This window comes from Streptomyces lydicus, from assembly GCF_000717345.1.
Taxonomy (GTDB): domain Bacteria; phylum Actinomycetota; class Actinomycetes; order Streptomycetales; family Streptomycetaceae; genus Streptomyces; species Streptomyces lydicus.
This window is the reverse complement of record NZ_JNZA01000002.1, coordinates 253,590-279,550: the sequence shown is the minus strand read 5'-3', so window position 1 is coordinate 279,550 and position 25,961 is coordinate 253,590. Positions and strand designations below refer to the sequence as shown.

23 protein-coding genes are annotated in these 25,961 nt (G+C 72.3%); 5 read left to right on the top strand and 18 right to left on the bottom strand.

Features of this window, described 5'->3' with window-relative positions; genetic code table 11:
- Positions 1–159: 159 nt before the first annotated feature.
- Together OO62_RS37595 and OO62_RS02710 are read right to left on the bottom strand one after the other, a co-directional pair.
- Complete coding sequence (locus tag OO62_RS37595) at positions 160–333, bottom strand: CsbD family protein (protein WP_077194089.1); 174 nt, start codon at positions 331–333, stop codon at positions 160–162.
- A gap of 182 nt (positions 334–515) precedes the next feature.
- On the bottom strand, positions 516–686 hold the full coding sequence (locus OO62_RS02710) for a hypothetical protein (RefSeq protein ID WP_033265478.1): 171 nt from the start codon (positions 684–686) through the stop codon (positions 516–518).
- Positions 687–1,041: 355 nt separating this feature from the next.
- Here OO62_RS02710 and OO62_RS02705 point away from each other — a divergent pair, with 355 nt between their 5' ends.
- A complete protein-coding gene (locus tag OO62_RS02705; RefSeq protein WP_033265477.1) occupies positions 1,042–2,205 on the top strand; it encodes a PP2C family protein-serine/threonine phosphatase in 1,164 nt (387 codons plus the stop codon).
- A 34-nt stretch (positions 2,206–2,239) separates the two neighbouring features.
- Here the strand turns inward: OO62_RS02705 and OO62_RS02700 are convergent, their stop codons facing one another.
- A complete protein-coding gene (locus OO62_RS02700) occupies positions 2,240–2,743 on the bottom strand; it encodes a MarR family winged helix-turn-helix transcriptional regulator (protein WP_033265476.1) in 504 nt (167 codons plus the stop codon).
- Positions 2,744–2,933: 190 nt separating this feature from the next.
- Positions 2,934–3,377 carry an STAS domain-containing protein gene (locus OO62_RS02695; RefSeq protein WP_318533637.1) on the bottom strand — a complete coding sequence of 148 codons (444 nt, stop codon included), beginning with the start codon at positions 3,375–3,377 and terminating at the stop codon, positions 2,934–2,936.
- Between the two features lie 215 nt (positions 3,378–3,592).
- Between OO62_RS02695 and OO62_RS02690 the strand changes: the two genes are divergently transcribed.
- Positions 3,593–4,639, top strand: a complete 1,047-nt coding sequence (locus tag OO62_RS02690) for a cation diffusion facilitator family transporter (RefSeq protein ID WP_051732570.1) — start codon at positions 3,593–3,595, stop codon at positions 4,637–4,639.
- 85 nt (positions 4,640–4,724) lie between these two features.
- Here OO62_RS02690 and lysX read toward each other — a convergent pair whose 3' ends face one another.
- Together lysX and OO62_RS02680 are read right to left on the bottom strand one after the other, a co-directional pair.
- On the bottom strand, positions 4,725–8,042 hold the full coding sequence (gene lysX, locus OO62_RS02685; RefSeq protein ID WP_033265475.1) for a bifunctional lysylphosphatidylglycerol synthetase/lysine--tRNA ligase LysX: 3,318 nt from the start codon (positions 8,040–8,042) through the stop codon (positions 4,725–4,727).
- Positions 8,043–8,068: 26 nt separating this feature from the next.
- The gene (locus OO62_RS02680) at positions 8,069–8,971 is read right to left on the bottom strand and encodes an Ig-like domain-containing protein (RefSeq protein WP_051732568.1); all 903 of its coding nucleotides are present in this window, start codon (positions 8,969–8,971) and stop codon (positions 8,069–8,071) included.
- A gap of 243 nt (positions 8,972–9,214) precedes the next feature.
- On the opposite strand from OO62_RS02680, the gene OO62_RS02675 reads away from it, so the two are divergent.
- Positions 9,215–9,409: a hypothetical protein gene (locus tag OO62_RS02675; RefSeq protein WP_033265474.1), complete on the top strand. Its 195-nt coding sequence runs from the start codon at positions 9,215–9,217 to the stop codon at positions 9,407–9,409.
- A gap of 48 nt (positions 9,410–9,457) precedes the next feature.
- On the opposite strand, the gene OO62_RS02670 is transcribed toward OO62_RS02675, so the two are convergent.
- From OO62_RS02670 to xylB, 6 genes are all read right to left on the bottom strand, one after another.
- On the bottom strand, positions 9,458–10,702 hold the full coding sequence (locus OO62_RS02670) for a phosphodiester glycosidase family protein (RefSeq protein WP_033265473.1): 1,245 nt from the start codon (positions 10,700–10,702) through the stop codon (positions 9,458–9,460).
- Between the two features lie 158 nt (positions 10,703–10,860).
- The gene (locus OO62_RS02665) at positions 10,861–11,502 is read right to left on the bottom strand and encodes an N-acetylmuramoyl-L-alanine amidase (protein ID WP_033265472.1); all 642 of its coding nucleotides are present in this window, start codon (positions 11,500–11,502) and stop codon (positions 10,861–10,863) included.
- A 244-nt stretch (positions 11,503–11,746) separates the two neighbouring features.
- The gene (locus OO62_RS02660; protein ID WP_033265471.1) at positions 11,747–13,162 is read right to left on the bottom strand and encodes a family 2B encapsulin nanocompartment shell protein; all 1,416 of its coding nucleotides are present in this window, start codon (positions 13,160–13,162) and stop codon (positions 11,747–11,749) included.
- 105 nt (positions 13,163–13,267) lie between these two features.
- Positions 13,268–14,680 carry a family 2B encapsulin nanocompartment shell protein gene (locus tag OO62_RS02655; RefSeq protein WP_078616988.1) on the bottom strand — a complete coding sequence of 471 codons (1,413 nt, stop codon included), beginning with the start codon at positions 14,678–14,680 and terminating at the stop codon, positions 13,268–13,270.
- A 163-nt stretch (positions 14,681–14,843) separates the two neighbouring features.
- Positions 14,844–16,124, bottom strand: coding sequence for an ROK family transcriptional regulator (locus OO62_RS02650; protein ID WP_033265469.1), 1,281 nt, complete (start codon positions 16,122–16,124; stop codon positions 14,844–14,846).
- 80 nt (positions 16,125–16,204) lie between these two features.
- The gene (gene xylB / locus OO62_RS02645) at positions 16,205–17,635 is read right to left on the bottom strand and encodes a xylulokinase (RefSeq protein ID WP_033265468.1); all 1,431 of its coding nucleotides are present in this window, start codon (positions 17,633–17,635) and stop codon (positions 16,205–16,207) included.
- 130 nt (positions 17,636–17,765) lie between these two features.
- On the opposite strand from xylB, the gene xylA reads away from it, so the two are divergent.
- Positions 17,766–18,929, top strand: a complete 1,164-nt coding sequence (gene xylA, locus OO62_RS02640) for a xylose isomerase (RefSeq protein WP_033265467.1) — start codon at positions 17,766–17,768, stop codon at positions 18,927–18,929.
- A 51-nt stretch (positions 18,930–18,980) separates the two neighbouring features.
- Here xylA and OO62_RS02635 read toward each other — a convergent pair whose 3' ends face one another.
- Entirely contained in the window at positions 18,981–19,946 is a 966-nt protein-coding gene (locus OO62_RS02635) for an acetylxylan esterase (RefSeq protein WP_033265466.1), read from the bottom strand.
- Between the two features lie 135 nt (positions 19,947–20,081).
- Between OO62_RS02635 and OO62_RS39440 the strand changes: the two genes are divergently transcribed.
- Entirely contained in the window at positions 20,082–20,933 is an 852-nt protein-coding gene (locus tag OO62_RS39440; RefSeq protein WP_033265465.1) for a hypothetical protein, read from the top strand.
- On the opposite strand, the gene OO62_RS02625 is transcribed toward OO62_RS39440, so the two are convergent.
- The 5 genes from OO62_RS02625 to mmuM all read right to left on the bottom strand — a co-directional run bounded on the left by OO62_RS02625 (position 20,914) and on the right by mmuM (position 25,871).
- Positions 20,914–22,239 (bottom strand): esterase-like activity of phytase family protein, encoded by a 1,326-nt coding sequence (locus OO62_RS02625; RefSeq protein ID WP_033265464.1) that lies wholly within the window; start codon positions 22,237–22,239, stop codon positions 20,914–20,916. The two genes, OO62_RS39440 and OO62_RS02625, sit on opposite strands and share 20 nt — an antisense overlap.
- 105 nt (positions 22,240–22,344) lie before the next feature.
- Positions 22,345–23,184: an amino acid ABC transporter ATP-binding protein gene (locus tag OO62_RS02620; RefSeq protein ID WP_272868192.1), complete on the bottom strand. Its 840-nt coding sequence runs from the start codon at positions 23,182–23,184 to the stop codon at positions 22,345–22,347.
- Positions 23,181–23,966, bottom strand: coding sequence for an amino acid ABC transporter permease (locus OO62_RS02615; protein WP_033265462.1), 786 nt, complete (start codon positions 23,964–23,966; stop codon positions 23,181–23,183). The genes OO62_RS02620 and OO62_RS02615 overlap by 4 nt, the downstream gene beginning before the upstream one ends.
- A gap of 11 nt (positions 23,967–23,977) precedes the next feature.
- A complete protein-coding gene (locus tag OO62_RS02610) occupies positions 23,978–24,775 on the bottom strand; it encodes a basic amino acid ABC transporter substrate-binding protein (RefSeq protein WP_033265461.1) in 798 nt (265 codons plus the stop codon).
- Between the two features lie 175 nt (positions 24,776–24,950).
- Complete coding sequence (gene mmuM / locus OO62_RS02605; protein ID WP_033265460.1) at positions 24,951–25,871, bottom strand: homocysteine S-methyltransferase; 921 nt, start codon at positions 25,869–25,871, stop codon at positions 24,951–24,953.
- Positions 25,872–25,961 lie beyond the last annotated feature (90 nt).

Genomic DNA, 25,961 nt, shown 5'->3' with positions numbered 1-25,961 from the left:
CTTCGCGTACCCAGGTCGCGCGGCAATGTGCACCCGATCCCGCACTTCCGCGTACTCACGGGTAGGTCAACGGCGCCCCGGGCCCGGAATCTCCGCCCGCACAACAGCGGTGCGGGCGGACGGCGTCGACGCCACCCACCCGCACCGCTGTGGAACGCTTCAGTCCTTGAACGCGTCCTTGATCTTCTCCTTGGCCTCACGGAGGTCGCCCTTGGACTTACGGCCGGCGCCCTCGGCAGCCGCGCTCTCGTCGTCGACCGCCCGTGCCGCCTCCTTCTTGACCTTTCCGGTCATCTGCTCGGCCTTGGCCTTTGCCTTTTCTCCAGCACTCATGGTGGAACCCTTTCCGTCCGGCAGTTCGGATGATGCACCGCGGCACGGCCCGTAAGGTGCTCAGCCGATGGCCGCGCGGACACTGAACAGCATCATTGTCGAGTTTTGGAAACCTGCAACCGGAGCGTCCCGGCCGGCCGGCATACGACCCGGAGAAATGCGGCCGGAAGATCGGGCGCCGGCTACCAGCGATACCACCGGCCGCGCCGGCCGCCGGCACCGGCCGAACGCATGACGAATCCCAGCGCCCAGAAGACCAGCACCACGACCGCGGCGATCCACAAAGCCTTGAGGGCGAATCCCGCACCGAAAAGCAGCAGGGCCAGAAGAAGAACGAGAAGCAGGGGGACCATAGTTATCAACCTCCACGGCCTCATGTGCCCCCACGCCGATCCGCCATTCATGCGAAGTCCGCGGTTTGTTCCGGCAAATGCGGCAGAATGGAATTCCGCGCCGCGGGGTGCGCCGGGGGAGCGGTCCGGTGCGCGCCCGCGTGCCGCCGGGCCCGGCGACCGTAACCGCCGGTGCGGCGCGGTGCCGCGGAGGTGGGGACGGAGCCGGCCCCGGACGCCGGGCGGTTTCCCGCCGGGGCCGCGGCAGGGATATCTTTGCCACATGGAAACTGTTGGCGCGTGAGCGACCAGTCGCCGGGATCGCACCCGTGCACCCGTCAACAGCCTGGAACCGGTCAAGAGAAGAGCAGGATCAGTGGAAAGAGTCGCTGACGTCGAACGGGCGCTGCGCGCCGCGGCACCCCACACCCTCGTCGACGTCGTCGCCGAGTTCCTGCGCGAGCGCTACGGCGCGGACCGGGTCGTCCTCCGCCTGGCCGACTACGGCATGACCACCCTCCAGGCCGTGGAGCCGTCCGGCTCCGTCACCGAAGGCGTACCGATCAACGGCAGCCCGCAGGGCCGCGCCTTCGGCACCCAGGAACCGTTCGTCGAGGCCGGCCCCCGCCTGCCCGACGCCACGATCCACCTGCCGGTCACCATCCGCGGCGACCGCATGGGGGTGCTCACCGTCACCGTGCCCGCCGACCGCTACACCCAGGCGCTGCTGCCGGAGATGGCCCACCTCTGCGAGGCGCTGGGCCACGAGATCCTGGTGGCGGAGCGCGACACCGACCTCTACGTCCTGGCCCGCCGGGCCTCCCGGCTCACCCTCGCCGCCGAGTTGCAGTGGCAGCTCCTGCCCGGCCGCTCCTGCGCGCGCCCGGAGTTCTCGCTCGGCGCCCACCTGGAACCCGCGTACGCGATCTTCGGCGACAACTTCGACTGGTCGGTCTCCGCCGACCACCTCACTCTGACCGTCACCAACGGCATGGGAGAAGGCATCGAAGCGGCACTGCTGACCAACCTCGTCGTCAACGCGCTGCGCAACGCCCGTCGCGCCGGCCTCGACCTCGTCGACCAGGCATACCTCGCCGACCAGGCCGTCTACGCCCACTACCGCGGCGCCATGTACGCCTCCGTGCTGCTGTTGCGCTTCGACCTGGCCACCGGCGAGGTCGAAGCGGTGGACGCCGGCTCGCCCCGCATGTGGCGCCTGCGCCGACGCGAGGTCGAGGCCGTCCCGTTCGACGCCCAGCTGCCCCTGGGCATGTTCGAGGAGACGGCGTACGTGGCCGAGCGTTTCCAGGTCCTGCCCGGTGACCGGCTCCTCATCGGCAGCGACGGTGTCTACGAGACCGTCTCGTCGACGGGGGAGCACTACGGCGAGCGGGCCCTCGCCCTCTCCCTGGCCGCGAACAGCCTCCTGCCGCCGTCCCAGGTGCCCCGCGCCGTACTGCGCGACCTGTACGACTACCGCGCCGCCGCCCCGCTGGAGGACGACGCCCTGGTCGTCTGCCTGGACTGGCACGGCCGGTAGCCCGCCGGCCCGCGACGCCCGTGGTGCAGCGGCTTCAGGCCGACCGCGTCCAGAGCGAGTGCACCGGCCGGCCGGGGGCGTGGCCACGCCCCTCCGCGGCCTCGGCGAACCCGGCCAGGCCCTCGGCCAGCGCCTCGCGCGCGGACGGCGTCATGGCCGCGATCGTCGTCAGCAGCAGGTTCTCGCGGTGCGCCCGCAGGTCCGCCAGGTAGGTCCGGCCGCGACCGGTCAGCCGCAGTTCGAGCTCCCTGCGGCTGGCGGCACTCGGGTGCCGGTCCACCAGACCGGCCGCCTGCATGCGGTCGCACAGCCTGCTCACCGCGGAGGGAGCCGCGCCCAGCACCTCGCCGAGCATCCTCAGGTTGATGCCCTCGTCCCGGTCCAGGACGTACATCACCCGCAGCTGCGAAGGCGGTACGGAGGAGGGGCCCATGGCATCCCGGCCCCGCTCCCACAGCAGCTCCAGCAATTCGATCAGCCCGGACCCGGCGCGAGCCGCATCCTGCGAGGAGGCAGGGGGTGTGGCCTTACCGCCCATGAGCGCCGCTCCGATCCGCGTTGTCCGACCCACCGCGGCAGCCCGCTCGACGTGATGCCCGGGCTGCCTGCACAGCATGCGGTCGGCACCCGACGGCTTACCGCGGGCCCGTCCAGGGTGCGGACCGAGCATCCTGCGCCGCCAACCCTATCTCTGATGGCCCGGACGGAGTCCCCCCACCGGAACCCGGTCAGGCAGACCCGGGCCCCGGCCCGGTGGCCGCACGGTCCGCGCCGGCGGACGCGCCCCCCTCCGGCTCGGCCGCCGCGTGCGCAGGCGTCCGCTGGATCGCGGCCAGGGCCTCCTCGGGGTCCGCGTGGACCGGCGTGGTCACACTGATCCCCGTCAGGTCCAGCAGACGCCGCAGGGCCGGCGAGAGGGCGGCCAGCCGCACGCTCCCGTCGACCCGCTTGGTGTCGTTGATCGCGCGGATGATGATGCCCAGGCCCGAGGAGTCCATGAAGGGCACCGCCCGCAGGTCCAGCACGAGGTGCCGGCGCCCGTGCACCAGCTGGTTGGCGAGCTGGTGGTGCAGATAGGTGCCGGTGTCCGCGTCCAGATCCCCTTGCACGGCCACCACCGCGACCTCCGGATCGACGACGGTCACCTCGACGTTCAACGCTTGAGCGCTCACGATCTTTTCTCTCCCTCCGTCATTGATCATCGGGCGTCGTGTACCCCCTCGCTCCCGCTTCAGTCAGACCCCTGGCCATGCCTTCACCGAGGTGGCCGGGACCGGTCGTCCGCCGCCGCCGGCCTGCCGCGGCGGAGGAATGAGGCGGGCGGCGCGGGGCACCCGCGAGAAGTCGGAGCGACGGCCGGGAAACCGGAAAACGGGACGGGGCGGACATGAGCCGAGAAGGCGGGCGCCGGACGGACACCACGGCGTCCGGCGAGCGGGACGGGGAGACCAGGAAGACGGTCTGGGTGGCACTCGCCGCCAACCTGGGCATCGCGGTGGCCAAGGCGGTCGGCGGGGCGGTGGCCGGCTCGCCGGCGCTGCTCTCCGAAGCCGCACACTCGGTGGCCGACAGCCTCAACGAGGTCTTCCTGCTGGCCGCCCTCAAACGCAGCGCACGTCCTGCGGACGCGCTCCACCCCTTCGGCTACGGCAAGGAACGCTTCTTCTGGTCCCTGCTCGCGGCCGTCGGGATCTTCGTCACGGGCGGCTGCTTCTCCTTCTTCCAGGGCATCGAGGCATTCGGCGCGGCACAGTCGGAGTCCCAGGAGGGCTACGTCGTCGGCCTGGCCGTCCTGGCCGTCGCCCTGCTCGCCGAGGGCACCTCACTGCTGCGAGCCGTGTCGCAGGTCCGCACCCAGGCGAAGTCCCACCACCGCGGCCTGCTGCGCGAGATACGGGCCAACGACGATCCGACCCTGCGGACCGTGCTGGCCGAGGACAGCACCGCGTGTCTCGGCGTGCTGCTCGCCGTCGGCGGCATGGTGCTCCACATGGTCACCGGTGAGTCCGCCTACGAGGCATGGGCCTCGCTGCTGATCGGCGCGCTGCTGGTGTACGTCGCCTTCGTCCTCGGCAAGAGCGCCCGCGGCCAGCTGATCGGCGAGGCGGCGGCCCCCGAACTGCAACAGCAGGTCATCGACTTCCTGCACGCCCAACCGGAGATCGACACCGTCACGGCGGCCATGACCATGCGGCTCGGCCCCGACTCGGTGATGCTCGCGGCCCGTATCGATCTGGTGCCCGGGCTCGACAGCGAACAGATCGAAGAGGCGCTGGTGCGGACGAAGCAGGAGCTGCGCGCGAAGTGGCCGGAGCTCGATCAGCTCTTCCTCGACGTCACGGACGCGTCGGTAGTCGACCGGGGGCGGGCCCGCCGGGCCCGCCGCGACCTGGACGGCAGGGTGGAGCGGCGCCGGCAGGCGGACGGCGTGTAGCGGGCCCGCCGCGCCGCGTACGACACACGGCAGGGCCGGAACGCGGAGGCGTCCCGGCCCTGCCGTCGCGTGCTGCGGTCCGCCGTCAGCGCCGCCGTACCAGCGGGAACGGCAGCGTTTCGCGGATCGACAGACCGGTCAGGAACATCACCAGCCGGTCCACGCCGATGCCCAGACCACCGGTCGGCGGCATCGCGTATTCGAGGGCCTGCAGGAAGTCCTCGTCCAGCTCCATCGCCTCCGGGTCGCCGCCGGCCGCCAGCAGCGACTGCGCGGTGAGCCGTCGGCGCTGCTCGACCGGGTCGGTCAACTCCGAGTAGGCGGTACCCAGCTCGGTGCCGAAGGCGACCAGGTCCCAGCGCTCGGCGAGCCGCGGGTCGCGCCGGTGCTGGCGGGTCAGCGGCGAGACATCGGTGGGGAAGTCCTTGTAGAACGTGGGGAGCTGGGTCTTCTCCTCCACCAGCCGCTCGTACATCTCCAGCACGATGTCGCCGCGGCCCATCTCCGGCTTCACCGGCACCGACGCGGCGTTGCACAGCCGGCGCAGCCGGTCCGCCTCGGTGTCCGCGTCGACCTCTTCGCCGAGCGCCTCGGAGATCGCCCCGTAGACCGTCTTGACCGGCCAGATTCCCGAGATGTCGTGCTCGACCAGCCGCCCGTTCGCGTCCGCCTTGCGGGCGGTGGCGCTGCCGAACGCGGCGACCGCCGCCCCCTGGATCAGCTCCCGGGTCAGGTCCAGCATCACGTCGTAGTCGGCGAACGCCTGGTACGCCTCCAGCATCGTGAACTCGGGGTTGTGCTTGTACGAGATGCCCTCGTTGCGGAAGGTCCGCCCCATCTCGAAGACCTTCTCCATACCGCCCACGCACAGCCGCTTGAGGTACAGCTCCGGTGCGATGCGCAGGTACAGGTCGAGGTCGTAGGCGTTGATGTGGGTGTGGAACGGGCGGGCGTTGGCGCCGCCGTGGATCTGCTGCAGCATCGGCGTCTCGACCTCGAGGTAACCCCGGTCGATCAGCCCCTGGCGCAGCGCCTGGACGGCCGTGCTGCGCGCCCGTACGTTCTCCCGGGCGTCCGTCGAGACGACCAGGTCCACGTAGCGCTGGCGGACCTTGGCCTCCGGGTCGGACAGGCCGCGCCGCTTGTCGGGCAGCGGCCGCAGGCACTTGGCCGTCAGCCGCCACTTGGTGACGAAGACGGTCAGTTCACCGCGGTCGCTGGCGCCGATCTCGCCCTCGGCCTCGACGTGGTCACCGAGGTCGATGTCCGAGCCGAAGCGGTCCAGCAGCTCCTTGCCGCTGCCGTCCCGGGTCAGCGCGATCTGCAGATCGCCCGACCAGTCCCGCAGCACCGCGAAGAGCACGCCGCCGTGGTCACGGGTGAGCAGCACCCGCCCGGCGACACTGACGGACTTGCCGGTGCGCGCGCCGGGCGTGAGGTCCGGGTACTCCTCGCGGACCTCACCCAGCGTGTGCGTACGCTGCACGCCCACCGGATACGGGTCGGTGCCCGCCTCCCGCAGCCGCTCCAGCTTGCGGTGGCGCACCCGCACCTGCTCGGGCAGCGCGGCCAGTTCCTGCTCGTGCAGCTCCTCCTCGGTGGCCGGCGCCGCCTGCACCAGACCGAGTTCGTCCAGCGACGGCAGACCCGCGGTGCTCGCCGGCGCCAGCACCCGCTTCTTGTGGCCCTTGCCCCACAGCTTGCCCAGGCTCGGTACGGCCACGAAGCCCTCGGCGATGCCGGAGGCCAGACCGATGCGGGCGAGCGCGCCGGCGTCCGCGTAGCACAGGAACCGCGGGTACCACTCGGGGTTGTACTTGGCGTTGGAGCGGTAGAGCGCCTCCAGCTGCCACCACTTGGAGAAGAACAGCAGCAGCCGGCGCCAGAACTTCAGCACCGGACCGGCGCCGATCCGGGCGCCCTCCTCGAAGGCGGAGCGGAACACCGCGAAGTTCAGCGAGATCCGGCGCACGCCGAGCGACCCGGCCTGGGCGCACAGTTGCGCGACCATGAACTCCATGACGCCGTTGGGCGCGCTGCGGTCGCGGCGCATCACGTCCAGGGAGATGCCGTCCTTGCCCCAGGGGACGAAGGACAGCAGCGCGATCATGTTGCCGTCGCCGTCGAACGCCTCGGCCAGCATGCACTCGCCGTCCGCCGGGTCGCCCAGCCGGTCCAGCGCCATCGAGAAGCCGCGCTCGGTCTCGGTGTCCCGCCAGGCGTCCGCCCGGTGGATGACCTCCTGCATCTCCTCGTCGGTCAGCGCGGAGTGACGCCGTACGCGGAAGGTGGCGCCGGCCCGCTCGACGCGGTTCACGGCCTGACGGGTGACCCGCATCTCCCGGCCGTCCAGGTCGAAGTCCTTGACGTGCAGGATCGCTTCGTCGCCGAGTTGCAGCGCGCCCAGTCCGCAGCGGGCGAACGCCTTGGCGCCGCTCTCGCTCGCACCCATGACGGCCGGCTGCCAGCCGTAGCGTCCGGCGACCTCCAGCCACGCCTCGATGGCCTGCGTCCACGCCTCACGGTCACCGACCGGGTCACCGCTGGCCAGGCAGACGCCGGCCTCGACGCGGTAGGTGACGGCGGCCTTGCCGCTGGGGGAGAAGACCACGGCCTTGTCGCGGCGGCTGGCGAAGTAGCCGAGCGAGTCCTGGCTGCCGTAGCGCTCCAGCAGCGCCCGGATCCGGTCCTCCTCGTCGCCGTGCAGCGCGGCCTCCATGCGCTGCGAACGGAACAGCGCGGCGGCGGCGTTCAGCAGCGCCAGCGCACCGAGCAGACCCAGCACGGTGCTGGTCCAGTGCGGCGGACGGCCCTCGACCAGGTGGCCGCCGACCAGCCCGCCGCAGACGCGGTTGGCCGCCCACAGCAGGCGGTTGCCGCCACCGGCCTCCAGCGTGCCGGGAGCCAGCGTCACCAGCCCCCAGCCGATCAGCACCGCCGCCACGAGCCCGCCGATCAGCACCCCGATGGCGCGCAGGAACGCGCCGCGCCGGGTGATCGCGTAGAACTCGTGGTGCGAGACCAGCAGCAGCGCCAGCGCGCCCGCGCACAGCACCAGCGAGAAGGCGAACTCCCAGTAGCCGGCGGCCAGGAACAGCGCGTCGGCCAGGGTGACCAGCACCATGTACGCCACGACGAACCACAGCGCCACGCGCTTGCGTGCGGCCATCGCCGCGCCCAGCAGGAAGAGGAACGCCGCGTAGGCGAAGTTCGGCGCCACCGGGATCGTGAGCGTGTCCAGCCAGTAGATCACCGGGTGGAGTCCGCGCCGGAGCGGGCCGATCAGCGCCGTCAGGGCACAGAAGAGCCCCAGTACGCTGAAGACGATGGCGAAGCCATTGGGGACGCGGCGTCGAAAGCGCCGCCACCCCGTGAGTTGATCCTGGTCCTGCACGGTGCTCATTCCGTCACACTAGGCTCTGAAAGGGGTCAGCTGCTCGACGCGAGGGCGCTGTTCTGCTGCTGGGGGGACCGGCCGCCATTCCAGTCTCCGATCCCGTCGGTTTGATCGTCATTCCCTCGGACGAGGGAGGCGGTGACCACGGTGGGGTCACCCACGTGGACCTTGCCACAAACCCGTGCGGCATCCGAGTCGGTGCAAGTCCGGCCGATGGTGAAGTTCAGGTCATAGTCCTTGGCGAAGTAACGGCCGTCGCCGGAATCCACCCCGTTCAATTCCGCTCGCAACGTGATCCGGCTGCCCGGTTTCGGGGACCGGGCGGGCCGCCAGTCGATCCGGTCCCGGCCGCTGTCGTCCGTGGCCCACCCCCAGGACCCGGCCGCCAGGTCGTTGCTGGTGACGCTCAGCCGACGCTCCACCGCGGCCCGGTCGGTCACCGGGAAGTCGAAGGTGATCGTGAGCGGGTGCTCGGCACCGACCACCCCGCCCTGCCGGCCGGGGTGGACCACCAGCGTGTTGAGTTTGTCCGCCTTCGCCGTGGTCAGTGACTCCTTGGCCGCGGCCTGCCCGCCCTGGGCGTTCCGGGTCCGGGCGACGATGGAGTACTTGGTGTCCGGCGCGGCCTTGGCGCTGGACGTCCAGACCGCGCCGCCGTCCCCCAGCCCGCCGGGCACCGGCCGGCCCTTGGGGTCGGTGACCCGCACCTCGGTCAGCACCCCGCCCTCCGCGGTGAGCTTCAGCTTGTCGCCGGCCCGCACGGTCCGGGTGCCGGTCGCCGCGCCCAGCGTCACCTTCACCGGCTCGCCCCGGAACGCCGACGCCGTGCTGCCTCCGCAGGCGGTGAGCGCGCCGACGCCGATCACCGGGATCAGGCTGAGCGCGAGGCGCGGCGGCAACGGCGGCCGGCGGCGGGGGGAGGGGGTGCGGGGCATAGCGGGCTTTCCGTCTGAGGTGGGGGCCGGGGCGGGGATGTCGGCCGCTAAGACGGTCAATCCGCACGCTCCGTTGCGGAGGGCTATGTGATCCACGTCACGGCCGAATCCCGCGCCCCCTCGTGACCCGCAGTGATCACCCGTTCGGCGTATCGGTCCGCGAACCGGACATACCCCGAAATACGCCAAACTGGCCACCCATTGCCGCCTGTTCGGGCGGCGGTTGAGGAAGGTGTGGGCCCCATGGCTATTTCCATCTCGGTCGTGCTGCTGCTGGTCGTGCTGACCGTGATCTTCCTGCGCAGCGGCAAGCTGAAGATCTCGCACGCCCTGGTGTGCGCGCTGCTCGGCTTCTATCTGGCCAGCAGCAGCCTCGCCCCGGACATCCACCAGGGGCTGGCCGGCGCCGCCGACGTGGTCAGCAGCGTGCGTCCGTGACCTCGGCGGCCTGCCGGGGACCCGGCGGGCCGGGGCCGGGCGGAGCGCTCACCCCAGTGAGAAGACCCCGATCGCATTGGCCACCGGCCGCTCCGCCCCGCCCGACGGATGGTTGCGTACGACGATTCCGGCGCCGTCGTCGTCGGTCACCAGCGTCGAGGACCCGCCACCGTCCAGATCCATCGCTTCCCGGGACCCCAACTCGGCCATCAGCTCGGCGAGTTCGCGCACCGTGAGGCCGGTCTGCCCCTCCCCGTGGGCCCCGTCCAGCGCCATCAGGTACAGCACCCGGCCGCCGTCCGCGATCCCCGCGGAGGTGCGCACCGCCACCGCCACGGTGTCCAGGCCGGCCACCGGCTCGGCGTCCCGCACGATCGGGAAGCCACCCACCGCGAACCGCAGCGGGCCCGGACCCCGGCCGACCAGCCGGTAGCCGACGCCCACCGGCTCACCGAGGTGCAGGGTGCGCAGCTGCCGCGCCCCTTCCTCCCGGCCCAGCAGCACCACGCTTCCCGCGTCCACCCCGCCGGCGCCCGGCAGCTCGTCGAACGCGGTCACCCGGCCGTGCCGCACGGTCACCTCGGCGGTGTCCGTGCTGCACGGCGCCGCCCGGTCGGTGTCCGTGCCGCAGGTGGCGCGCACCCGCGAGGCCGGGCCCCACTGCGCGGTGTACGCGCCGATGCCGTCGACGGGCAGCGCGTACTGGTTCAGCCCGCCCAGCGGCCAGGCGCCCTCCGGGGTCAGCGCCACGCCGTGCAGCGCGAGCCGGTCCAGCCGCGCCCGGCGGTCGTAGCCCACCCCGATGACGTCCTCGGTGCTCGCGCCGGGCGGCATGGCCGGTCCGAAGCGCTGCCCGTCGGGCACCGCGCCCTTCAGCTGGCGGCCGGCGGCCACCGCCGGACCCACCGAGGCGCCGGTTGCCTCCACGCCCGGGTGCTGGCCCTCGCTGATGTTGAAGAAGTCGCCGTTGACGGCCGCCACCGCGCCGCGCGCGCCGGCCAGCTCCGACACCGGCAGCCGGGCGCCGACTGCGCCCGGGTACAGCAGATCCACCGAGACCCGCGGATCGGCCAGGTCGACCGTCAGCAGGTGCCCGTGCACGGTGCCGCGCGGCACCGTCATCCGGAATTCCCCGTACCGCACACCCGGCGCCAGCGTCACGGCGCCGGAGCGGTGGAGGGGGGTGCCCACGGCGCCGGCCGCGGGGCCGCCGGCCAGCGCTCCGCCGGCCAGCACCCCCCAGGCGACCAGCACCGTCAGCACCACGCGAACCCGACCGAAACGCTGCTTCACGAGCCCCCCTGACGTCACGCCAGCTGTCCCAGGTGCCGAAGACGTTCGCTCCGCGCCGCTCACCGCGCCACGTTCACCACGACCTGTTTACTATCGCCCGGAGATGTCGCGAATCTGTACACCCGCGGAACGGCCGTCGTGTCGCCGCACCGCCGGTGTCATCCGGTGTACCGCCAGGAAGCCTCGGTGACCAGCTGCAGGTAGCGCGCCCAGTCCCAGTACTCGCCCGGGTCGGTGTGGTCACTGCTGGGCACCTCGACGTGGCCGATGATGTGCTCGCGGTCCAGGGGGATGCCGTAGCGGGCGCAGACGGCGGCGGTGAGCCGGGCGGACTGCTCGTACAGGGGGTCGGTGAACCAGGTCGGGTCGTCGATCCAGCCCTCGTGCTCGATGCCGATGCTGCGGGTGTTGAAGTCCCAGTTGCCGGCGTGCCAGGCGACGTTGCGCTCGCTGACGCACTGGGCGATGTGCCCGTCGGCCGACCGCACGACGTAGTGCGCGGCTGCCTTGTGGGCCGGGTTCTGGAAGAGTCTGAGGGTGTCCGGGTAGGTCTCCTGGGTCACGTGCACCACGACCATCTCGACCGGGTACTGGCCCGGGCGGTCCGCGGTGGTGTAGTTGGCCGTGCTGGCCGGCACCCACTGGACGGGGGGATAGCCGCTCTCCCCGCGGGAGGTCCGCCGACGCGGGGCGGGGGAGGCGGCGGCGGTCGTGAGGGGGGTGAGCGCCGCGGCTGCGGCGAGGGCCGCCGCACCGGTGAGCAGGCGGCGGCGGGCCGGACGGGCGTGGTCGTGCTCCATGTGAACTCCTGACAAGGGACCGAGGGGGAGGTCGCGTACATGTCACGCACATGCGATGCGTTCATCATGCGCAACAGGACTCGCCCTGCCAAGGGAATGGCCGCGCCGTCAATGGCTCGACCAAAGACGGAACGGCCCAGGTCAGGAGGGGGCGGATACCTGATTGGAGGTCACCCGGGTGCCGCGCCCGCCGCTCTGACGGCGGATCGCGGACGCGGCACCGGGGCCGGTGACGGTGCGGCCGTCAGTGGCCGATCTCGACGTCCTCCAGGATGCCCAGCGCGTCCGGCACCAGCACCGCCGCCGAGTAGTAGGCGCTGACCAGGTAATTGATGACGGCCTGGTCGTTGATGCCCATGAAGCGCACCGACAGTCCGGGCCGGTACTCGTCCGGGATGCCGGTCTGGTGCAGCCCGACCACGCCCTGGTTCTCCTCGCCGACCCGCATGGCGAGGATCGAGCTGGTCTGGTCCGGGTTGATCGGGATCTTGTTGCACGGCAGCAGCGGAATGCCGCGCCAGGCCCGGACCGCCGTGCCCTCGCACTCCACGGTGCTCGGGTAGATGCCGCGGGCGTTCCACTCCCGCCCGATGGCCGCGATCGTCCGCGGGTGCGCCAGCAGGAACTGCGTCTTGCGGCGCCGGGTGATCAGCTCGTCGAGGTCGTCCGGGGTGGGCGGACCGGAGCGGGTGTGGAGGCGCTGCTTGAGGTCGGCGTTGTGCAGCAGTCCGAACTCGCGGTTGTTGACCAGCTCGTGCTCCTGGCGCTCGCGCAGCGCCTCCACGGTCAGCCGCAGCTGCTGGTCCAGCTGGTTCATCGGGTCGTTGTAGAGGTCCGCGACCCGGGAGTGCACCTTCAACACGGTCTGCGCGACGCTGAGTTCGTACTCCCGGGGCGCCATGTCGTAGGCGGCGAAGGTGCCCGGCAGCACCGGCTCGCCGGCGTGGCCCGCGGCGAGCTCGATGGCCGCCTCGCCGTGCTTGTTGTGGGCCGGCACCTCGGCCGTGCGGAACTCCTCGACATGGGAGCGCAGCGACGCCGAATCGGCCACCACCGACTCGAAGTCGCTGCGGTACAGGGTCAGCGCGGTCACCCGGGTGACCGCCCGCACGGAGTGCTCCCACTGCGCGTCCGGGGACAACAGCGCCGCCTCGCCGAGGGCGTCGCCGTCGGCCAGCGTCCCCAGGGACGTCTCCTCGCCGTACTTGCCGGTGCCGATCCGGTCCAGCTTGCCGTGCGCGATCAGGATGACCCGGTCCGTGGGGCCGCCCGCCCGCGCCAGCACGTCACCGGGCGCGAACTCCCGCTGGACGAAGCGGCCGGCCAGGTTCTCCAGTGTCGCGGCGTCGTCGTAGCCGCGCAGCGGCGCCAGCTCACGCAACTCGGCGGGAATCACCCGGACTTCGGTGCCCGTGGAGACGAATTCGATGCGGCCGTCGCCGAGCGTGTGCGTGAGCCGGCGGTTGACGCGGAAGGTACCGCCGGAGACCTGCGTCCAGGGCAGGATGCGCAGCAGCCAGCGGGAGGAGATCCCCTGCATCTGCGGCACGGTCTTGGTCGTGGTCGCCAGCTTGCGGGCGGCCGCGGTGTCCAGGCTGGAACGCTGCTGCTCCGGCTCCGAGGACTGCGGGCCGGACGTCGGGTCCACCGATGTGGTCATGGAGAAGGCTCACCTGTTCTGTGGTGCGGTGCGTGCGTGACGTGCTTGCGGTGCGGCCGGACCGCGGAAGGGCCTGCCGCTGCGCGCGGCTCGGCGCGCGTCGTCTCAGTGGCCGACCTGCACGTCTTCGAGGACGCCGACCGCGTCGGGCACGAGAATGGCCGCCGAATAGTAGGCGCTCACCAGATATTTGAGGACGGCCCGGTCGTCGATGCCCATATAGCGCACCGACAGGCTCGGCTCGTATTCATCGGGAATACCGGTCTGGTGCAGGCCGACCACGCCCTGCTTTTCCTCGCCGGTGCGCAACAGCAAAATCGAGCTGGTCCGCTCCTTCGACACCGGAATTTTGTTGCACGGGAAGATCGGCACCCCACGCCAGGACGGCAGCGAATGCCCCATGAAATCGACCGCCGTCGGATACAGGCCGCGGGCGCTGCATTCCCGGCCGATCGCGGCGATCGTCTGCGGGTGGGCGAGCAGGAAACCCGGGTCCTTCCAGACCGTCGCGAGCAGGTCGTCGAGGTCGTCGGGGGTGGGCGGTCCGGAGCGGGTGTGGATGCGCTGCTTGAGGTCGGCGTTGTGCAGCAGCCCGAACTCGCGGTTGTTGACCAGCTCGTGCTCCTGGCGCTCGCGCAGCGCCTGGATCGTGAGCTTCAGCTGTTCCTCGACCTGGTTCATCGGGTCGCTGTAGAGGTCGCCGACCCGGCTGTGGGCACGCAGCACCGTCTGGGCGACGCTGAGTTCGTACTCCCGGGGCGCCGGGTCGTAGTCGACGAAGGTGCCGGGCAGGGACGGCTCGCCGTGGTGCCCGGAGGTGACCGCGACCGCCGACTCCCCGCTGTCGTTCGTCGGCAGCGCGGCGCCCTCCCCGGCCGACGCCAGGTGCTCGCCCAGCCCGGGGGAGCGCTCGATGACCTCCTGCGCGGCCGACCGGGCCAGTACGAGGACCGTCACCCGGGTCACCGCGCGATAGCTGAACTGCCAGGTCCCGTCGGCGGTGGTGAGCGGCCCGTCGCCGAGGTGGTCGCCCCCGGCCAGCGCCTCCAGCACCGCGCTCTCGCCGTACTTGCCGGTGCCGATGCGGTCCACCCGGCCGTGCGCGATCAGCACCAGCCGGTCGTGCGCGTCGCCCGCTTCGGCGATCAGCTCGCCGGGCCCGTACTCGTGCTGGGTGAAGCGCCGGCCGAGCGCCGCCAGCACCTCGGTGTCGGTGAATTCCCGCAGGGCGGGCAGTTCGCGCAGCTCCTCGGGGATGATCGAGACGTCGGAGCCGTTGATGTCGAAGTCGATACGCCCGTCCCCGAGCGTGTAGGTCAGCCGGCGGTTCACGCGATAGGTGCCACCGGACACCTGCACCCAGGGGAGCAGCCGCAGCAGCCAGCGGGAAGTGATTCCCTGCATCTGCGGTGGTGTTTTGGTGGTGGTCGCCAGATTCCGGGCGGCGGAGGTAGTCAGACTGGAATTCTGGGATTCTTCCGCACTACCGGGCAGCGATTCGTCGGCAATCGTCACAATGCGGCCTATCTCCTTGAAGGGTGCGATGCGGCCGCCTCGGATCCCCCCCTCACGAAAGATCCGCGGCAGCCCGCCGAACCGACGGTAGTGGTGCTGTTTTTATCGGCACAATCGCTCGATGGGGTGGCATGGAAATCCCTTTCCGTGGAAAGGTTTAGCCGATTCAGCTCCGGGGAGAGTGAGCCGGGGTGCAGGAATGCAGCGGGTCGTCGAGCACGGTGCGCAGCGCCGAGTGCGCCGCCCCGAGCAACGGTCCGTCCGCGCCCAGCCGGGACACCGTGACCACCGGTCCGCCGTCCCGGCCGGAATCCGCCGCGACGGCCGTGCGCAGCGCCAACTCCCGCTCCAGGGACGGCAGGATCCAGGGCGCCAGCCCGGCCAGCGCACCCCCGAGCACCACCGCCTGCGGATCGAGCAGATTGACCGCCCCGGCCAGCGCGATGCCGAGCGCCGTCCCGGCCTCCCGCAGGGCCCGTACGGTCGCCGCGTCCCCGTCGGCGGCCCGGCGGGCGAGGAGGGCGATACGGGCCCCCGGCCCCGGATGGGCGGCCGCGGCCCGCTCGGGCGTCAGGCCACCGGCCCGCAGCACCGCCTGCTCGCCCGCGTACTGCTCCAGACAGCCGCGGCCGCCGCAGTCGCAGGCGCGGCCGTCCGGATACACCGGGACGTGCCCCAGCTCACCGGCGAACCCACGCGCCCCGCGCAGCAGTTGACCGTCCACCACGACCGCCGCGCCGATGCCGATCTCCGCCGAGACGTGCACGAAGTCCGGCGGCGGGCCCGGCCGCGTCCCGCCGTCGCCGCCCAGCGCCAGCTCGGCCAGCGCGCCCAGATTCGCCTCGTTCTCCACGGTCAGCGGGATGCCGGGGGAGCCGTCGCCCGGGGCCGTCGCCGGGGCCAGCCCCGGCCCGAGATCGGCCGCCCGCCAGCCGAGGTTGGGCGCGTGCACCACGGTCGTCGAGCCGCGGGCCACCAGACCCGGGACCGCGACCGCCAGCCCGGCCGGGCGCAGCCCCTCCGGGGCGATCCGCGCGGTCACCTCCGCCAGCAGCTCGGACAGCCGCCGCAGCACCGGACCGGGAGCGCTGTGGCGGTTCGCCGCGTCGGCCGCGACCCGGGCCCGTATCCGTCCCCGCAGATCGACCGCGCACACCGCCAGGTGGTCGACGCCTATCTCGGCGCCGATGCCGGCCGGCCCGCGGTCGCTGACTGCCAGTTCGCTGCCCGGCCTGCCCCGCCCGCTCGGCGCCGCCCGCCCCGTCTCGATCAGCAGCCCGGCCCGCAGCAGCTCCTCGACGAGCGGTGCCACCCCCGCGCGGGTCAGGCCGATCCGGGCCGCGACCGCCGGCCGGGAGAGCGGCCCGTGCGTCGCCACGGCCTGCAGCACCCGGGCCAGGTTGCGCCGCCGGATGCCGTGCTGGGTGTCGCCGCCGGGCGCGGTCACAGAGGGCTCCTGAGGGGCATGAGGGACGTGGAGGGGGTGTGGGGCAACGGGCCGGGTACGGCCGGAGCGGGCCGGGCGGCTCACCGCCGCAGCAGCGCCTCGCCGTCGGCCAGCGTCGCGGCCAGTCGCTCCCAGGCGGCCGTGTCCCGCTGCCGTGCCTCGTACCGGGCGCCGTGGCCGGTACCCCAGCGGCGGGCCACCGCCGCCGGATCCTCGCCCAGCAGCAGCCCGGCCGCCTGCGCCGCCGCGCCGAGCGCGACCAGTTCCTGCGCCTCGGGCACCACCACCGGACGCCCGGACAGCCGCCGCACCGTCTCCCGCCAGGCCGCGCCCTTCGCCCCGCCGCCGATCAGCAGCAGCGGCGCGTCCGCCGCGGCGTCCGCGTCCAGCACCCGGTCCAGGGCCTGGAGCAGCGCGAACACCGCGCCGTCGTAGGCGGCCTGCAGCAGCTGACCGGCCGTGGTGTCGTGCCGCAGGCCGTGCACCAGACCCGAGGCGCCGGGCAGGTTGGGCGTCCGCTCGCCGTCGAGGAACGGCAGCACCACCGCACCGCCGCCCGCCTCCACGGCCTCCCGGTCGCGGCCCAGCAGCGCGGCCACCCGGTCCACCGCGAGGGTGCAGTTCAGGGTGCAGGCCAGCGGCAGCCAGTCGCCGCGGGCGTCGGCGAAGCCCGCGACGGTGCCGGTCGGGTCGGCGGGGCGGTGGGTGGAGACCGCGTAGACCGTTCCGGAGGTGCCGAGGCTCAGCACCGGCTGTCCGGGGCGCAGGCCCAGTCCGAGCGCGGCCGCCATGTTGTCGCCGGTGCCGGCGGCCACCAGCGCGCCCTTGGGCAGCGGCAGATCCCCGGCGTGCACGGTGCCGGCCGCCTCGCCCGGGCGCGCCACCCGCGGCAGGAGCCCGGCGTCCAGCCCGACGCGGGCCAGCACCTCCGCGTCGTAGGACTCGGTGGACGACGCCCACCACCCGGTGCCCGACGCGTCGCCGCGGTCGGTGACGGCCTCGCCGGTCAGCCGCTCCGTGAGGTAGTCGTGCGGCAGCCGCACCGCGGCGGTGGCCTCGGCGGCGGCCGGCTCGTTCTCCCGCAGCCAGGCCCATTTCGCCACCGTGAAGGCCGGCCCGGGCACGCTTCCCAGCCGCTCCGCGCACGCCTCGGCGCCGCCCAGCCCGGCGATCAGCCGCTCGCTCTCGGCCGCCGGGCGCACGTCGTTCCACAGCACGGCCGGGCGGACCGGCGCACCGGCCGCGTCCAGCGTGACCAGTCCGTGCTGCTGCCCGCCGACCGACACCGCCGACGCCTGCCGCGCCGCGTCGCCGCACTGCGCCAGCGCCTCGCCCAGCGCCCGCCACCACTGCTGGGGGTCGCTCTCCTTGCCCTCGCCGCCGCTGACGGTGTGCGGTGCCTGGCCGCGGGCGACGACCACACCGGTCTCCGCGTCCACGACCAGCGTCTTGGTCGACTGCGTCGAGCTGTCCACCCCGACGACCAGCGGTCCCGCTGACTGTGCGCCCATCGTGCCTTCTCCTTTGGCGGCGGTGTTCCGACGGCCTGGGCCGAGGGGCTTCCCCGGTGTGCTGCCGCATATTAGTTTGGCCGCGGCGGAATTTGTAAAGCGCGTTGACGAAATGATGTGGGGAGTCCTGATGAGTCAGCAGCCCGTGCCCGAGGACAAGTTCAGTTTCGGCCTGTGGACCGTCGGCTGGCAGGGCCGCGACCCCTTCGGGGACGCCACCCGCGACGCTCTGGACCCGGTGGAGGCGGTGCACCGCCTCGCCGGCCTCGGTGCGTACGGCGTGACCTTCCACGACGACGACCTGATCCCGTTCGGCGCCGACGACATCGAGCGGGAGACCGCCGTCAAGCGCTTCCGCAAGGCCCTGGACGCCACCGGCCTGATCGTCCCCATGGCCACCACCAACCTCTTCACCCACCCCGTCTTCAAGGACGGCGCCTTCACCGCCAACGACCGGTCCGTCCGCCGCTACGCGCTGCGCAAGACGCTCCGCAACATCGACCTCGCGGCCGAGCTGGGCGCCCGTACCTACGTGGCGTGGGGCGGGCGGGAGGGCGCGGAGTCCGGTGCGGCGAAGGACGTCCGGGCCGCCCTGGACCGGATGAAGGAGGCATTCGACCTGCTCGGCCAGTACGTCGTCGAGCAGGGCTACGACCTGCGGTTCGCCATCGAGCCCAAGCCCAACGAGCCCCGCGGTGACATCCTGCTGCCCACCGTCGGCCACGCCCTGGCCTTCATCGAGCGGCTGGAGCGCCCCGAGCTCTACGGCGTCAACCCCGAGGTCGGCCACGAGCAGATGGCCGGCCTCAACTTCCCGCACGGCATCGCCCAGGCGCTCTGGGCGGACAAGCTCTTCCACATCGACCTCAACGGCCAGAGCGGCATCAAGTACGACCAGGACCTGCGCTTCGGCGCGGGCGATCTGCGGGCCGCCTTCTGGCTGGTCGACCTGCTGGAGACGGCCGGCTACGACGGGCCGCGGCACTTCGACTTCAAGCCGCCGCGCACCGAGGACCTGGACGGCGTCTGGGCGTCGGCGGCCGGCTGCATGCGCAACTACCTGCTCCTGAAGGAGCGCGCCGCCGCCTTCCGCGCCGATCCGGCCGTCCAGGACGCCCTGCGCGCCGCCCGCCTCGACGAACTCGGCCGGCCCACCGCCGCGGACGGGCTGGCCGGGCTGCTGGCCGACACCACCGCCTACGAGACCTTCGACGTCGAGGCGGCCGCCGCACGCGGCATGGCCTTCGAGCACCTGGACCAGCTGGCGCTGGACCACCTCCTCGGCGCGATCTGAGACCGGAGGCCGGACGGGGCCGGGCCGCTCCACCCCGCCCGGCCCCGCCGGTCAGCCGAGCACCTTCCGGGCGAAGGCGAGTTCCGCCGCCCGCTGTTCGCCGCCGCCGCCCTCGTGGGCGTTGTAGCGCCACACCGCCAGCTCCTTCTCGCCCGCGTAGTGGTGGTACGCGGCAAAGCCGGTGGACGGCGGCACCACGGCGTCGCGCAGGGCCGTGCCGAACAGCGCCGGGGTGGTGGCGCGGGCCGCGAAGTTGAGGCCGTCGAAGTGGTCCAGGGTGGTCAGCGCGGTGTCGATGTGGCCGCGGGCGCCCGCGAAGTAGCGGGTGAGTTCGCCGTAGGGGCCCTCGTCCGTGACGTCGATCGCGCGCCGGATGTGGGTCAGGAAGGGCACATCGATCAGGGCCCCGGCCAGCCCGGGGACCAGTCCGGTCATCGCCAGCGCCAGACCGCCGCCCTGGCTGTGGCCGGCGACCAGGATCCGTTCGGCGTCCACCGCCTCGTGGCCGCGCGCCGTCTCGACCGCCCGTACCGCGTCGGTGTAGAGCCGCCGGTAGTAGTAGTCCGCCGGATCGAGCAGGCCCTGGGTCAGCTTGCCGGGCACGCCCGGATTGCCGTACCCGGTCGGATCGGGGGTGTCGCCGGGGCGGTTGGGGCCGCTCTGCCCCCGGGTGTCCATGACCAGCGTGGCGTACCCCGCGCACGGCCACAGCAGCCAGTCGTGCGGCAGCAGCCGGCCGCCGCCGTAGCCGAGGTACTGCACGACGCACGGCAACGGGCCGTCCGCCGCGCGGGGAAGGAGGAACCAGGCGCGGATGCGGTGGCCGCCGAAACCGGAGAACTCGGCGTCGTAGCAGCGGAGCAGGGCCAGTCCCGGATCGACCGCGGTGAAGGACGCGGCCAGGTCGTGGGTGCGGGCCTCGGCCAGGGTGCGGTGCCAGAAGGCGTCGAAGCCGGGGGGCTCGGGAAGCGGCGGGCGGTAGGTGCGCAGCTCGTCCAGGGGCAGGTCGGTGAACACGAAAAACCTCCGGGCCGTAGGGTGGCTTGCTGCCTGTCGCCAACGGTGCCCAGGGGCCGGACATTTCAGACCTGAAGTGTTCCAGGTTGGTCACCGTGTCCCTCAAAACCCAGTAAAGAAGCGATCATTTCCGCCATGAGTTTCCCTCCGCCGCCCAACCAGCCGAACCAGCCGCCGTCCCCCAGCACCCCGGGTGGTGGCTTCGGCCCGCCGGCCGGGGGTTACGGCCCCGGTGGCCAGGAGCAGGGCGGCTACGGCCCCGGTGGCTACGGCCCGCCCCAGGGCGGCAACCAGGCCGGGGGCTTCGGACCGCCCGCCGGCGGCTACGGACCGCCGGGACCGGGTGGCCCCGGCGGCTGGCAGCAGCCGCCCGGCCCGCCCGGGGGCGGTGGCGGCAACGGCAAGGTCATCGCGGCGCTCCTTGCCGGCGGTGCGGTCGTGCTGGCCGCCGTCATCACCGTCGTGGTCATGGTCAACAGCGACGACGGCGGCAGCAACCGCGCCCAGCCGACGGCCGGTTCGAGCACCAGCGCGAGCCCTTCCGAGAGCGCGTCCAGCACGCCGACCGGCTACCCCTCGCCGTCGGAGTCGTCCACCGACAGCGGCTTCGAGAAGAGCATGCCCTCGCCGAGCAGCGGCAAGATCCCCTTCTACCTGCTGAAGGTGGGCGACTGCTACGACCTCCCGTCGGACGGCGGCGGCAACAACGACGAGGCGTCCTGCAACGGCCCGCACGACGCCGAAGTCGTCACCACCCACCGCCTGGAGGCCGGTCTGACGACGGAGTCCGAGATCAAGGACAAGGCGTCGTCGCTGTGCCGCAACGAGCTGGAGAGCAAGGCGCGCCGGCAGCCCGCCGGAACCGCCGAGGGCACCTACGTGCAGTACCCCAGCGTCAACGGCTACAAGCTCGGCATCAGGTCCGTCAGCTGCAGCCTGATGGGCAACCGGAGCGGCACCAAGAAGCTCACCGGACCGCTGTCCTGAGCCGGACGGTCACCACCGTCGTCGGCACCCCGCTGTCCACGAGACGGCCCCGATCGTCGAACGCGTCGGGGCCGTCCGTCATGCCGAAGTCGTTGTCGTTGACCAGCGTCAGGGTGCGCCGCCCGCTGACCGCGATGCCCTCGATCTTCTGCGGGACGCCCTTGACCTTGCCCAGGCCGACGACCAGCCGCTTGGGCAGCACCGGGGCCCGGCCGCCGGACAGCTCCAGCGACGGGTCGGTCGCCGGGTCGTCCCAGCGCGAGCCGAGGATGTTCCGGCGGCCGTCCAGCTCGACCCGCTGGAGCCGGGCGGCCCTGTCGGTGCGCTCCTCCACCAGCAGCCGGTCGCGGCCCACCGCCACCACCGAGGAGATCTTCAGCTCGGAGGTGTCGTCCTCGCCGGGGTCGACCTCACCGACCGGGTCGAAGCGGTAGGCGTACTCCGCGGTCACCGCGCCCCGCGCGGGCGAGAAGCGCAGCAGCCGGGCCGTGCGGGAGGATTCGCCGGCGGCGGTGTCCGGGTTGGACAACGGACTCTGCACGGCCGCCACGAGATCACCGTCGGGCAGCAGCGCCAGCCCCTCGAAACCGCGGTTGATCTTGCGCTTGGCCAGGATGCCGGGCAGCGACTCGACGACCGGATAGTCGGTGCCGGTCAGCCGCAGCCCCTTGGGGACATGACGGGCCAGCACCCGGCCGGACGCCGCCACGTGCACCAGCGAGGGGCCGTACTCGTCGGCGAGCCAGAAGCTGCCGTCGGCGGCCCGTACCACGCCCTCGGTGTCCAGCCCGTTGGCGTCGTACGCCAGCGGCCGCTCGGCGTCGTAGGTGTAGGGCGCCTCGTCCCGGCCGGGCAGGTTGGGCAGTCCGGTGACGGGCCGGCCGGAGCGGGTGGTGAGCGGGCGCGCGTCCAGCACGGTGACCCGGTCGCCGGCCACCTTGATCTTCACCAGGGCCGGGTCGAAGCCGGGCACCGGGAACGTGCGCCGCTTGGTGCCGTCCACCTTGATCTGGCCGTTGGGCCCGCGGTCGGTGACCGTCCAGAACTCGCCGGGCCGCCCCGCCGGGAAGATGTCGCTGCCGATACCGCCCAGCTTCACCCCGCGGTCATCCGCCACGGTGCCCGGGAGCAGCGCGTTGCTGAACGCGGCCAGCGGGATCGCCGGCAGTCGCGCGGACCCGGTGACGGCCGCTGCGGGCGGGCCGGCCTGGGCCGTGGTCTGCCCCAGCACCACGGCCGCGGCCACCACCACGGCCATCGGCAGTGCCACCGCCACCGGACGGCGGAGCTTGCGTAGCGACGACATCGAACCTCCAGGACGCACACGGAAACCGGCCCGCCCAGGGTTCCGCCACCGCCCCAACGGAGGGTGAACGGCGGGCGATCACCGGTCGACGCCCGCCTCCGCACGTCAGCGGTCGACGCGCCTGCCCGCCGCGCCGTCGTCGGCGACCTCGCCGACCTCGGCGGCCGCCGGATCCAGCACCCGCGCCAGGAACGTCCGGGTCCGCTCATGGCTCGGGGCGCCCACCACCTGCTCCGGAGTGCCCTGTTCGACGATCACCCCGCCGTCCATGAACACCACCCGGTCGGCGACCTCCCGCGCGAAGCTCATCTCGTGCGTGACCACCAGCATGGTCATCCCGTCCCGCGCCAGCCCGCGCATCACCGCCAGCACATCGCCGACCAGCTCCGGGTCGAGCGCGGAGGTCGGCTCGTCGAAGAGCATCAGCTCCGGGTCCATCGACAGCGCCCGGGCGATCGCCACCCGCTGCTGCTGCCCGCCCGACAACTGCGCCGGATACGCCGTCGCCTTGTCGCCGAGCCCCACCCGCTCCAGATTGGCGCGGCCGATCCGCTCCGCCTCCGGCCGGCCGCGGCGCAGCACCCGCCGCTGGGCGATCGTCAGGTTCTCCAGCGCGGTCAGATGCGGAAAGAGGTTGAAGGACTGGAAGACCATGCCGATCCGCCGCCGGACCCGGTCGATGTCCACGTCCGGGTCGGTGACCTCGGTGCCGGCCACCGTGACCCGGCCCGCGCTCGGCTCCTCCAGCAGATTCACACAGCGCAGCAGCGTCGACTTCCCCGAGCCGGAAGGCCCGATGACGCACACCACTTCACCGCGCCCCACCGAGAAGTCGATCCCGCGCAGCACCTCCAGTTCCCCGAACGCCTTGCGCAGCCCGCGCACATCGATGGCCGGCGCGTCCTCGGCGCCCCCGGCGCCCCTGTCGGTCGTCACATCGCTCACCTGGCCTTCGCGGTACGCGCTTCCAGCCGCCGGACCAGCTGGCCCAGCGGGAGGGTGATCACGAGGTAGAGCAGTCCGGCGATCAGGATCGGGGTCAGGCTCTTGTGCTCGTTCAGCGCGTCCCGGCCGAAGTTGGCCAGCTCGAACTGATTGAGCGCGAGCCCCAGCAGATACACCAGCGAGGAATCCTTGGTCAGCAGGATCAGTTCATTGGTCAGCGGCGGCAGGACGATGCGGAACGCCTGCGGAATGATGATCGAGACCATCGCCCGGCCCTGGGACATCCCCAGCGAACGCGCCGCCTCGGTCTGCCCCTTGGGCACCGCCTGAATGCCGGCCCGGATGGTCTCCGCCATGTACGCCGCGCCCACCAGGCCGAGCGAGAGCATCACCGTGACGTTCATGTCGAGGGCGACCTCGAACGCCAGCGGCACACCGAAGCCCAGCGCGATGAACACCAGCAGCGCCGGAATGCCGCGGAAGAACTCGATGTAGGTGATGGCGATCCAGCGGTAGGGCGGTACGGAAGACAGCCGCATGAGCGCCAGTACCAGGCCGAGCGCCAGCCCGAAGCCGAAACCGAGCAGGGTGTAGAGGATCGTGTTGAGGAGCGCCGTGGTGATGATGTCGGGGAACAGCGCCTTGGCGACCTCGACGTCGAAGAACGCCGTCCGCAGCTGGTGCCAGTCGGCGACCAGGGCGAGGACCACCACGGCGACCACCAGGACGCCGTACTGCACGCCGCGGATGATCCGCGCGCGCCGTCGTCTGGACAGAGGCATCGCGACCCGCCTCAGCTCTGCGGCGTGGTGCCGAACCACTTCTTGTAGATCCGGTCGTAACTCCCGTCGGACCTCGCCTTCTTCAGGACCGCGTTGATCTTCTTGCGCAGGGCGTCATTGCCGGTGCGCACGCCGATGCCGTAGTGCTCACCGGTGTTGAATTCGGCGGTGACCTCGGTGTCCGGATTCTGCTTCACATAGTCGAAGAGCACGCCGTTGTCGTTGATGCCGGCGTCGACCTGCCCGGACTTCACGGCGGTCAGCAGCAGCCCGAGGTCCTCGAACTCCACCAGCTCGACGCCCTTGCCGTGCTCCTTGGCGTAGATGCCGCCGGTGGTGGCCTTCTGGTACCCGAGCTTCTTGCCCTTGAGGTCCTCGACCTTCTTGAAGGGCTTGCCCTTCTTCGTCAACAGCGCCTGGGTGGCGTTGAAGTAGGGGTCGGAGAAGTCCATCACCTTGTCGCGCGCGGCCGTGATGGTCATGCCGGCGGCCGCCAGGTCGCATTTGCGGATGGTGAAGTCCTGGCCGGTCTCGATGCCTTCGAAGGGGGTGTTGACGATCTCCTGCTCGACCCCCAGGTCCTTGGCGACCAGGTCCACCAGATCCACGTCGAATCCGACGACCTTGCCGTCCTTCTTCACCTGGAACGGCGCATACGGAAGGTGGGTACAGGTCTTGAGCGTCCCGGAGGAGACCAACTCCAGGCCACCGGAACCCTTTTTCCCGTCCGTCTTGGTGCTGGAGCACCCGGCCAGGACGGTGAGGGCTGCGGCCACGGCTATGACGGGCAACGCGGAGCGAGCGGACACTGGTCCTCCAGAGACGAAGATCAACCAAGCCGGTGCGTGCTGCGGGTGGCCTGATCCTGCCACCGGCCAGGGGCGCTGACCCCGCTGCTTCGGTTGCGTCTGTGTAACGCCTTCGACCCGGACGCCGGCCCGAACCGACCGGCGATCCCGTTCTCCGGACGGACCGTTCCGCCGGTCAGCGGCCGAGAAGGGCGGCCAGCTCGGCGATGCTCTCCGGGCCCACCCGGCAGCAGCCGCCGATCAGTCGGGCCCCGTCCGCCGCCCAGCCCGTGACCCGGTCCGCGCCGAACGCCGGGCTGCCGCGCCACGCCCGCGCCTCGGCGTCCCAGCTCTCCCCGCTGTTGGGGTAGACCACCACCGGCTTGCCGGTGACCCGCGTGGCCAGCCGCACCGCCTCGTCGGCGTCGTCCGGCGCGCAGCAGTTCACCCCCACCGCGATGATCTCGTCCACGTCCGCCGCCGTCGCGAACGCGGCCTCCAGCGGCTGTCCGGCCCGGGTGCGGCCGCCCGCGACGCTGTACGACAGATAGGCCGGGACCCCGAGCCCGCGCACCGCCCGCACCAGCGCCTGGGCCTCGTCGCTGTCCGGCACCGTCTCCAGCGCCAGCACATCGGGGCCGGCCGCGGCCAGCGCCTCCAGGCGCGGCCGGTGGAACCGCTCCAGCTCCGCCACCGACAGGCCGTAGCGGCCGCGGTATTCGGAGCCGTCCGCCAGCATCGCCCCGTACGGACCCGCCGAGGCGGCCACGTACAGCGGTGCCGCGGCACCGCCCGCGCGCGCCCGGCCGGCCGCCTCACGGGCCAGCTCCACGCTCCGCGCGAGCAGCGCCGCGGCCTCCTCACGTCCGACGCCGCGCCGCGCGAAGCCCTCGAACGTCGCCTGGTAGCTGGAGGTGATCGCGACCTGCGCGCCCGCTTCGTAGTACGTCTGGTGCGCCCGCACCACCGCCTCCGGCTCCTCGGCCAGCAGCCGGGCCGACCACAGCGCGTCGCTGAGGTCGTGCCCGGCGGCCTCCAGTTCGTTGGACAGCCCGCCGTCGAGGACGACCGGGCCCGCGGCGAGGGCGTCGGCGAGCGGCGGGGACGTGCTGACCATGGTGCGGAGCCTTCCGGTACGGCGGGGGAGCACGGGCGTGATCTCCCTTCGGATCGTAACCCCGGCCACCGACAACGCCCCCGGCCGGCG

What these genes read in the sequence shown, in the direction of transcription:
- lysX (WP_033265475.1), bottom strand. Translation starts at nt 8,042, where the DNA reads ATGAGCACCGTGCAGGACCAGGATCAACTCACGGGGTGGCGGCGCTTT.
- xylB (WP_033265468.1), bottom strand. Translation starts at nt 17,635, where the DNA reads ATGGGCGCACAGTCAGCGGGACCGCTGGTCGTCGGGGTGGACAGCTCG.
- OO62_RS02700 (WP_033265476.1), bottom strand. Translation starts at nt 2,743, where the DNA reads ATGGGCGGTAAGGCCACACCCCCTGCCTCCTCGCAGGATGCGGCTCGC.
- OO62_RS02690 (WP_051732570.1), top strand. Translation starts at nt 3,593, where the DNA reads ATGAGCCGAGAAGGCGGGCGCCGGACGGACACCACGGCGTCCGGCGAG.
- xylA (WP_033265467.1), top strand. Translation starts at nt 17,766, where the DNA reads ATGAGTCAGCAGCCCGTGCCCGAGGACAAGTTCAGTTTCGGCCTGTGG.
- OO62_RS02665 (WP_033265472.1), bottom strand. Translation starts at nt 11,502, where the DNA reads ATGGAGCACGACCACGCCCGTCCGGCCCGCCGCCGCCTGCTCACCGGT.
- OO62_RS02625 (WP_033265464.1), bottom strand. Translation starts at nt 22,239, where the DNA reads ATGTCGTCGCTACGCAAGCTCCGCCGTCCGGTGGCGGTGGCACTGCCG.
- mmuM (WP_033265460.1), bottom strand. Translation starts at nt 25,871, where the DNA reads ATGGTCAGCACGTCCCCGCCGCTCGCCGACGCCCTCGCCGCGGGCCCG.
- OO62_RS39440 (WP_033265465.1), top strand. Translation starts at nt 20,082, where the DNA reads ATGAGTTTCCCTCCGCCGCCCAACCAGCCGAACCAGCCGCCGTCCCCC.
- OO62_RS02615 (WP_033265462.1), bottom strand. Translation starts at nt 23,966, where the DNA reads ATGCCTCTGTCCAGACGACGGCGCGCGCGGATCATCCGCGGCGTGCAG.
- OO62_RS02660 (WP_033265471.1), bottom strand. Translation starts at nt 13,162, where the DNA reads ATGACCACATCGGTGGACCCGACGTCCGGCCCGCAGTCCTCGGAGCCG.
- OO62_RS02710 (WP_033265478.1), bottom strand. Translation starts at nt 686, where the DNA reads ATGGTCCCCCTGCTTCTCGTTCTTCTTCTGGCCCTGCTGCTTTTCGGT.
- OO62_RS02675 (WP_033265474.1), top strand. Translation starts at nt 9,215, where the DNA reads ATGGCTATTTCCATCTCGGTCGTGCTGCTGCTGGTCGTGCTGACCGTG.
- OO62_RS02680 (WP_051732568.1), bottom strand. Translation starts at nt 8,971, where the DNA reads ATGCCCCGCACCCCCTCCCCCCGCCGCCGGCCGCCGTTGCCGCCGCGC.
- OO62_RS37595 (WP_077194089.1), bottom strand. Translation starts at nt 333, where the DNA reads ATGAGTGCTGGAGAAAAGGCAAAGGCCAAGGCCGAGCAGATGACCGGA.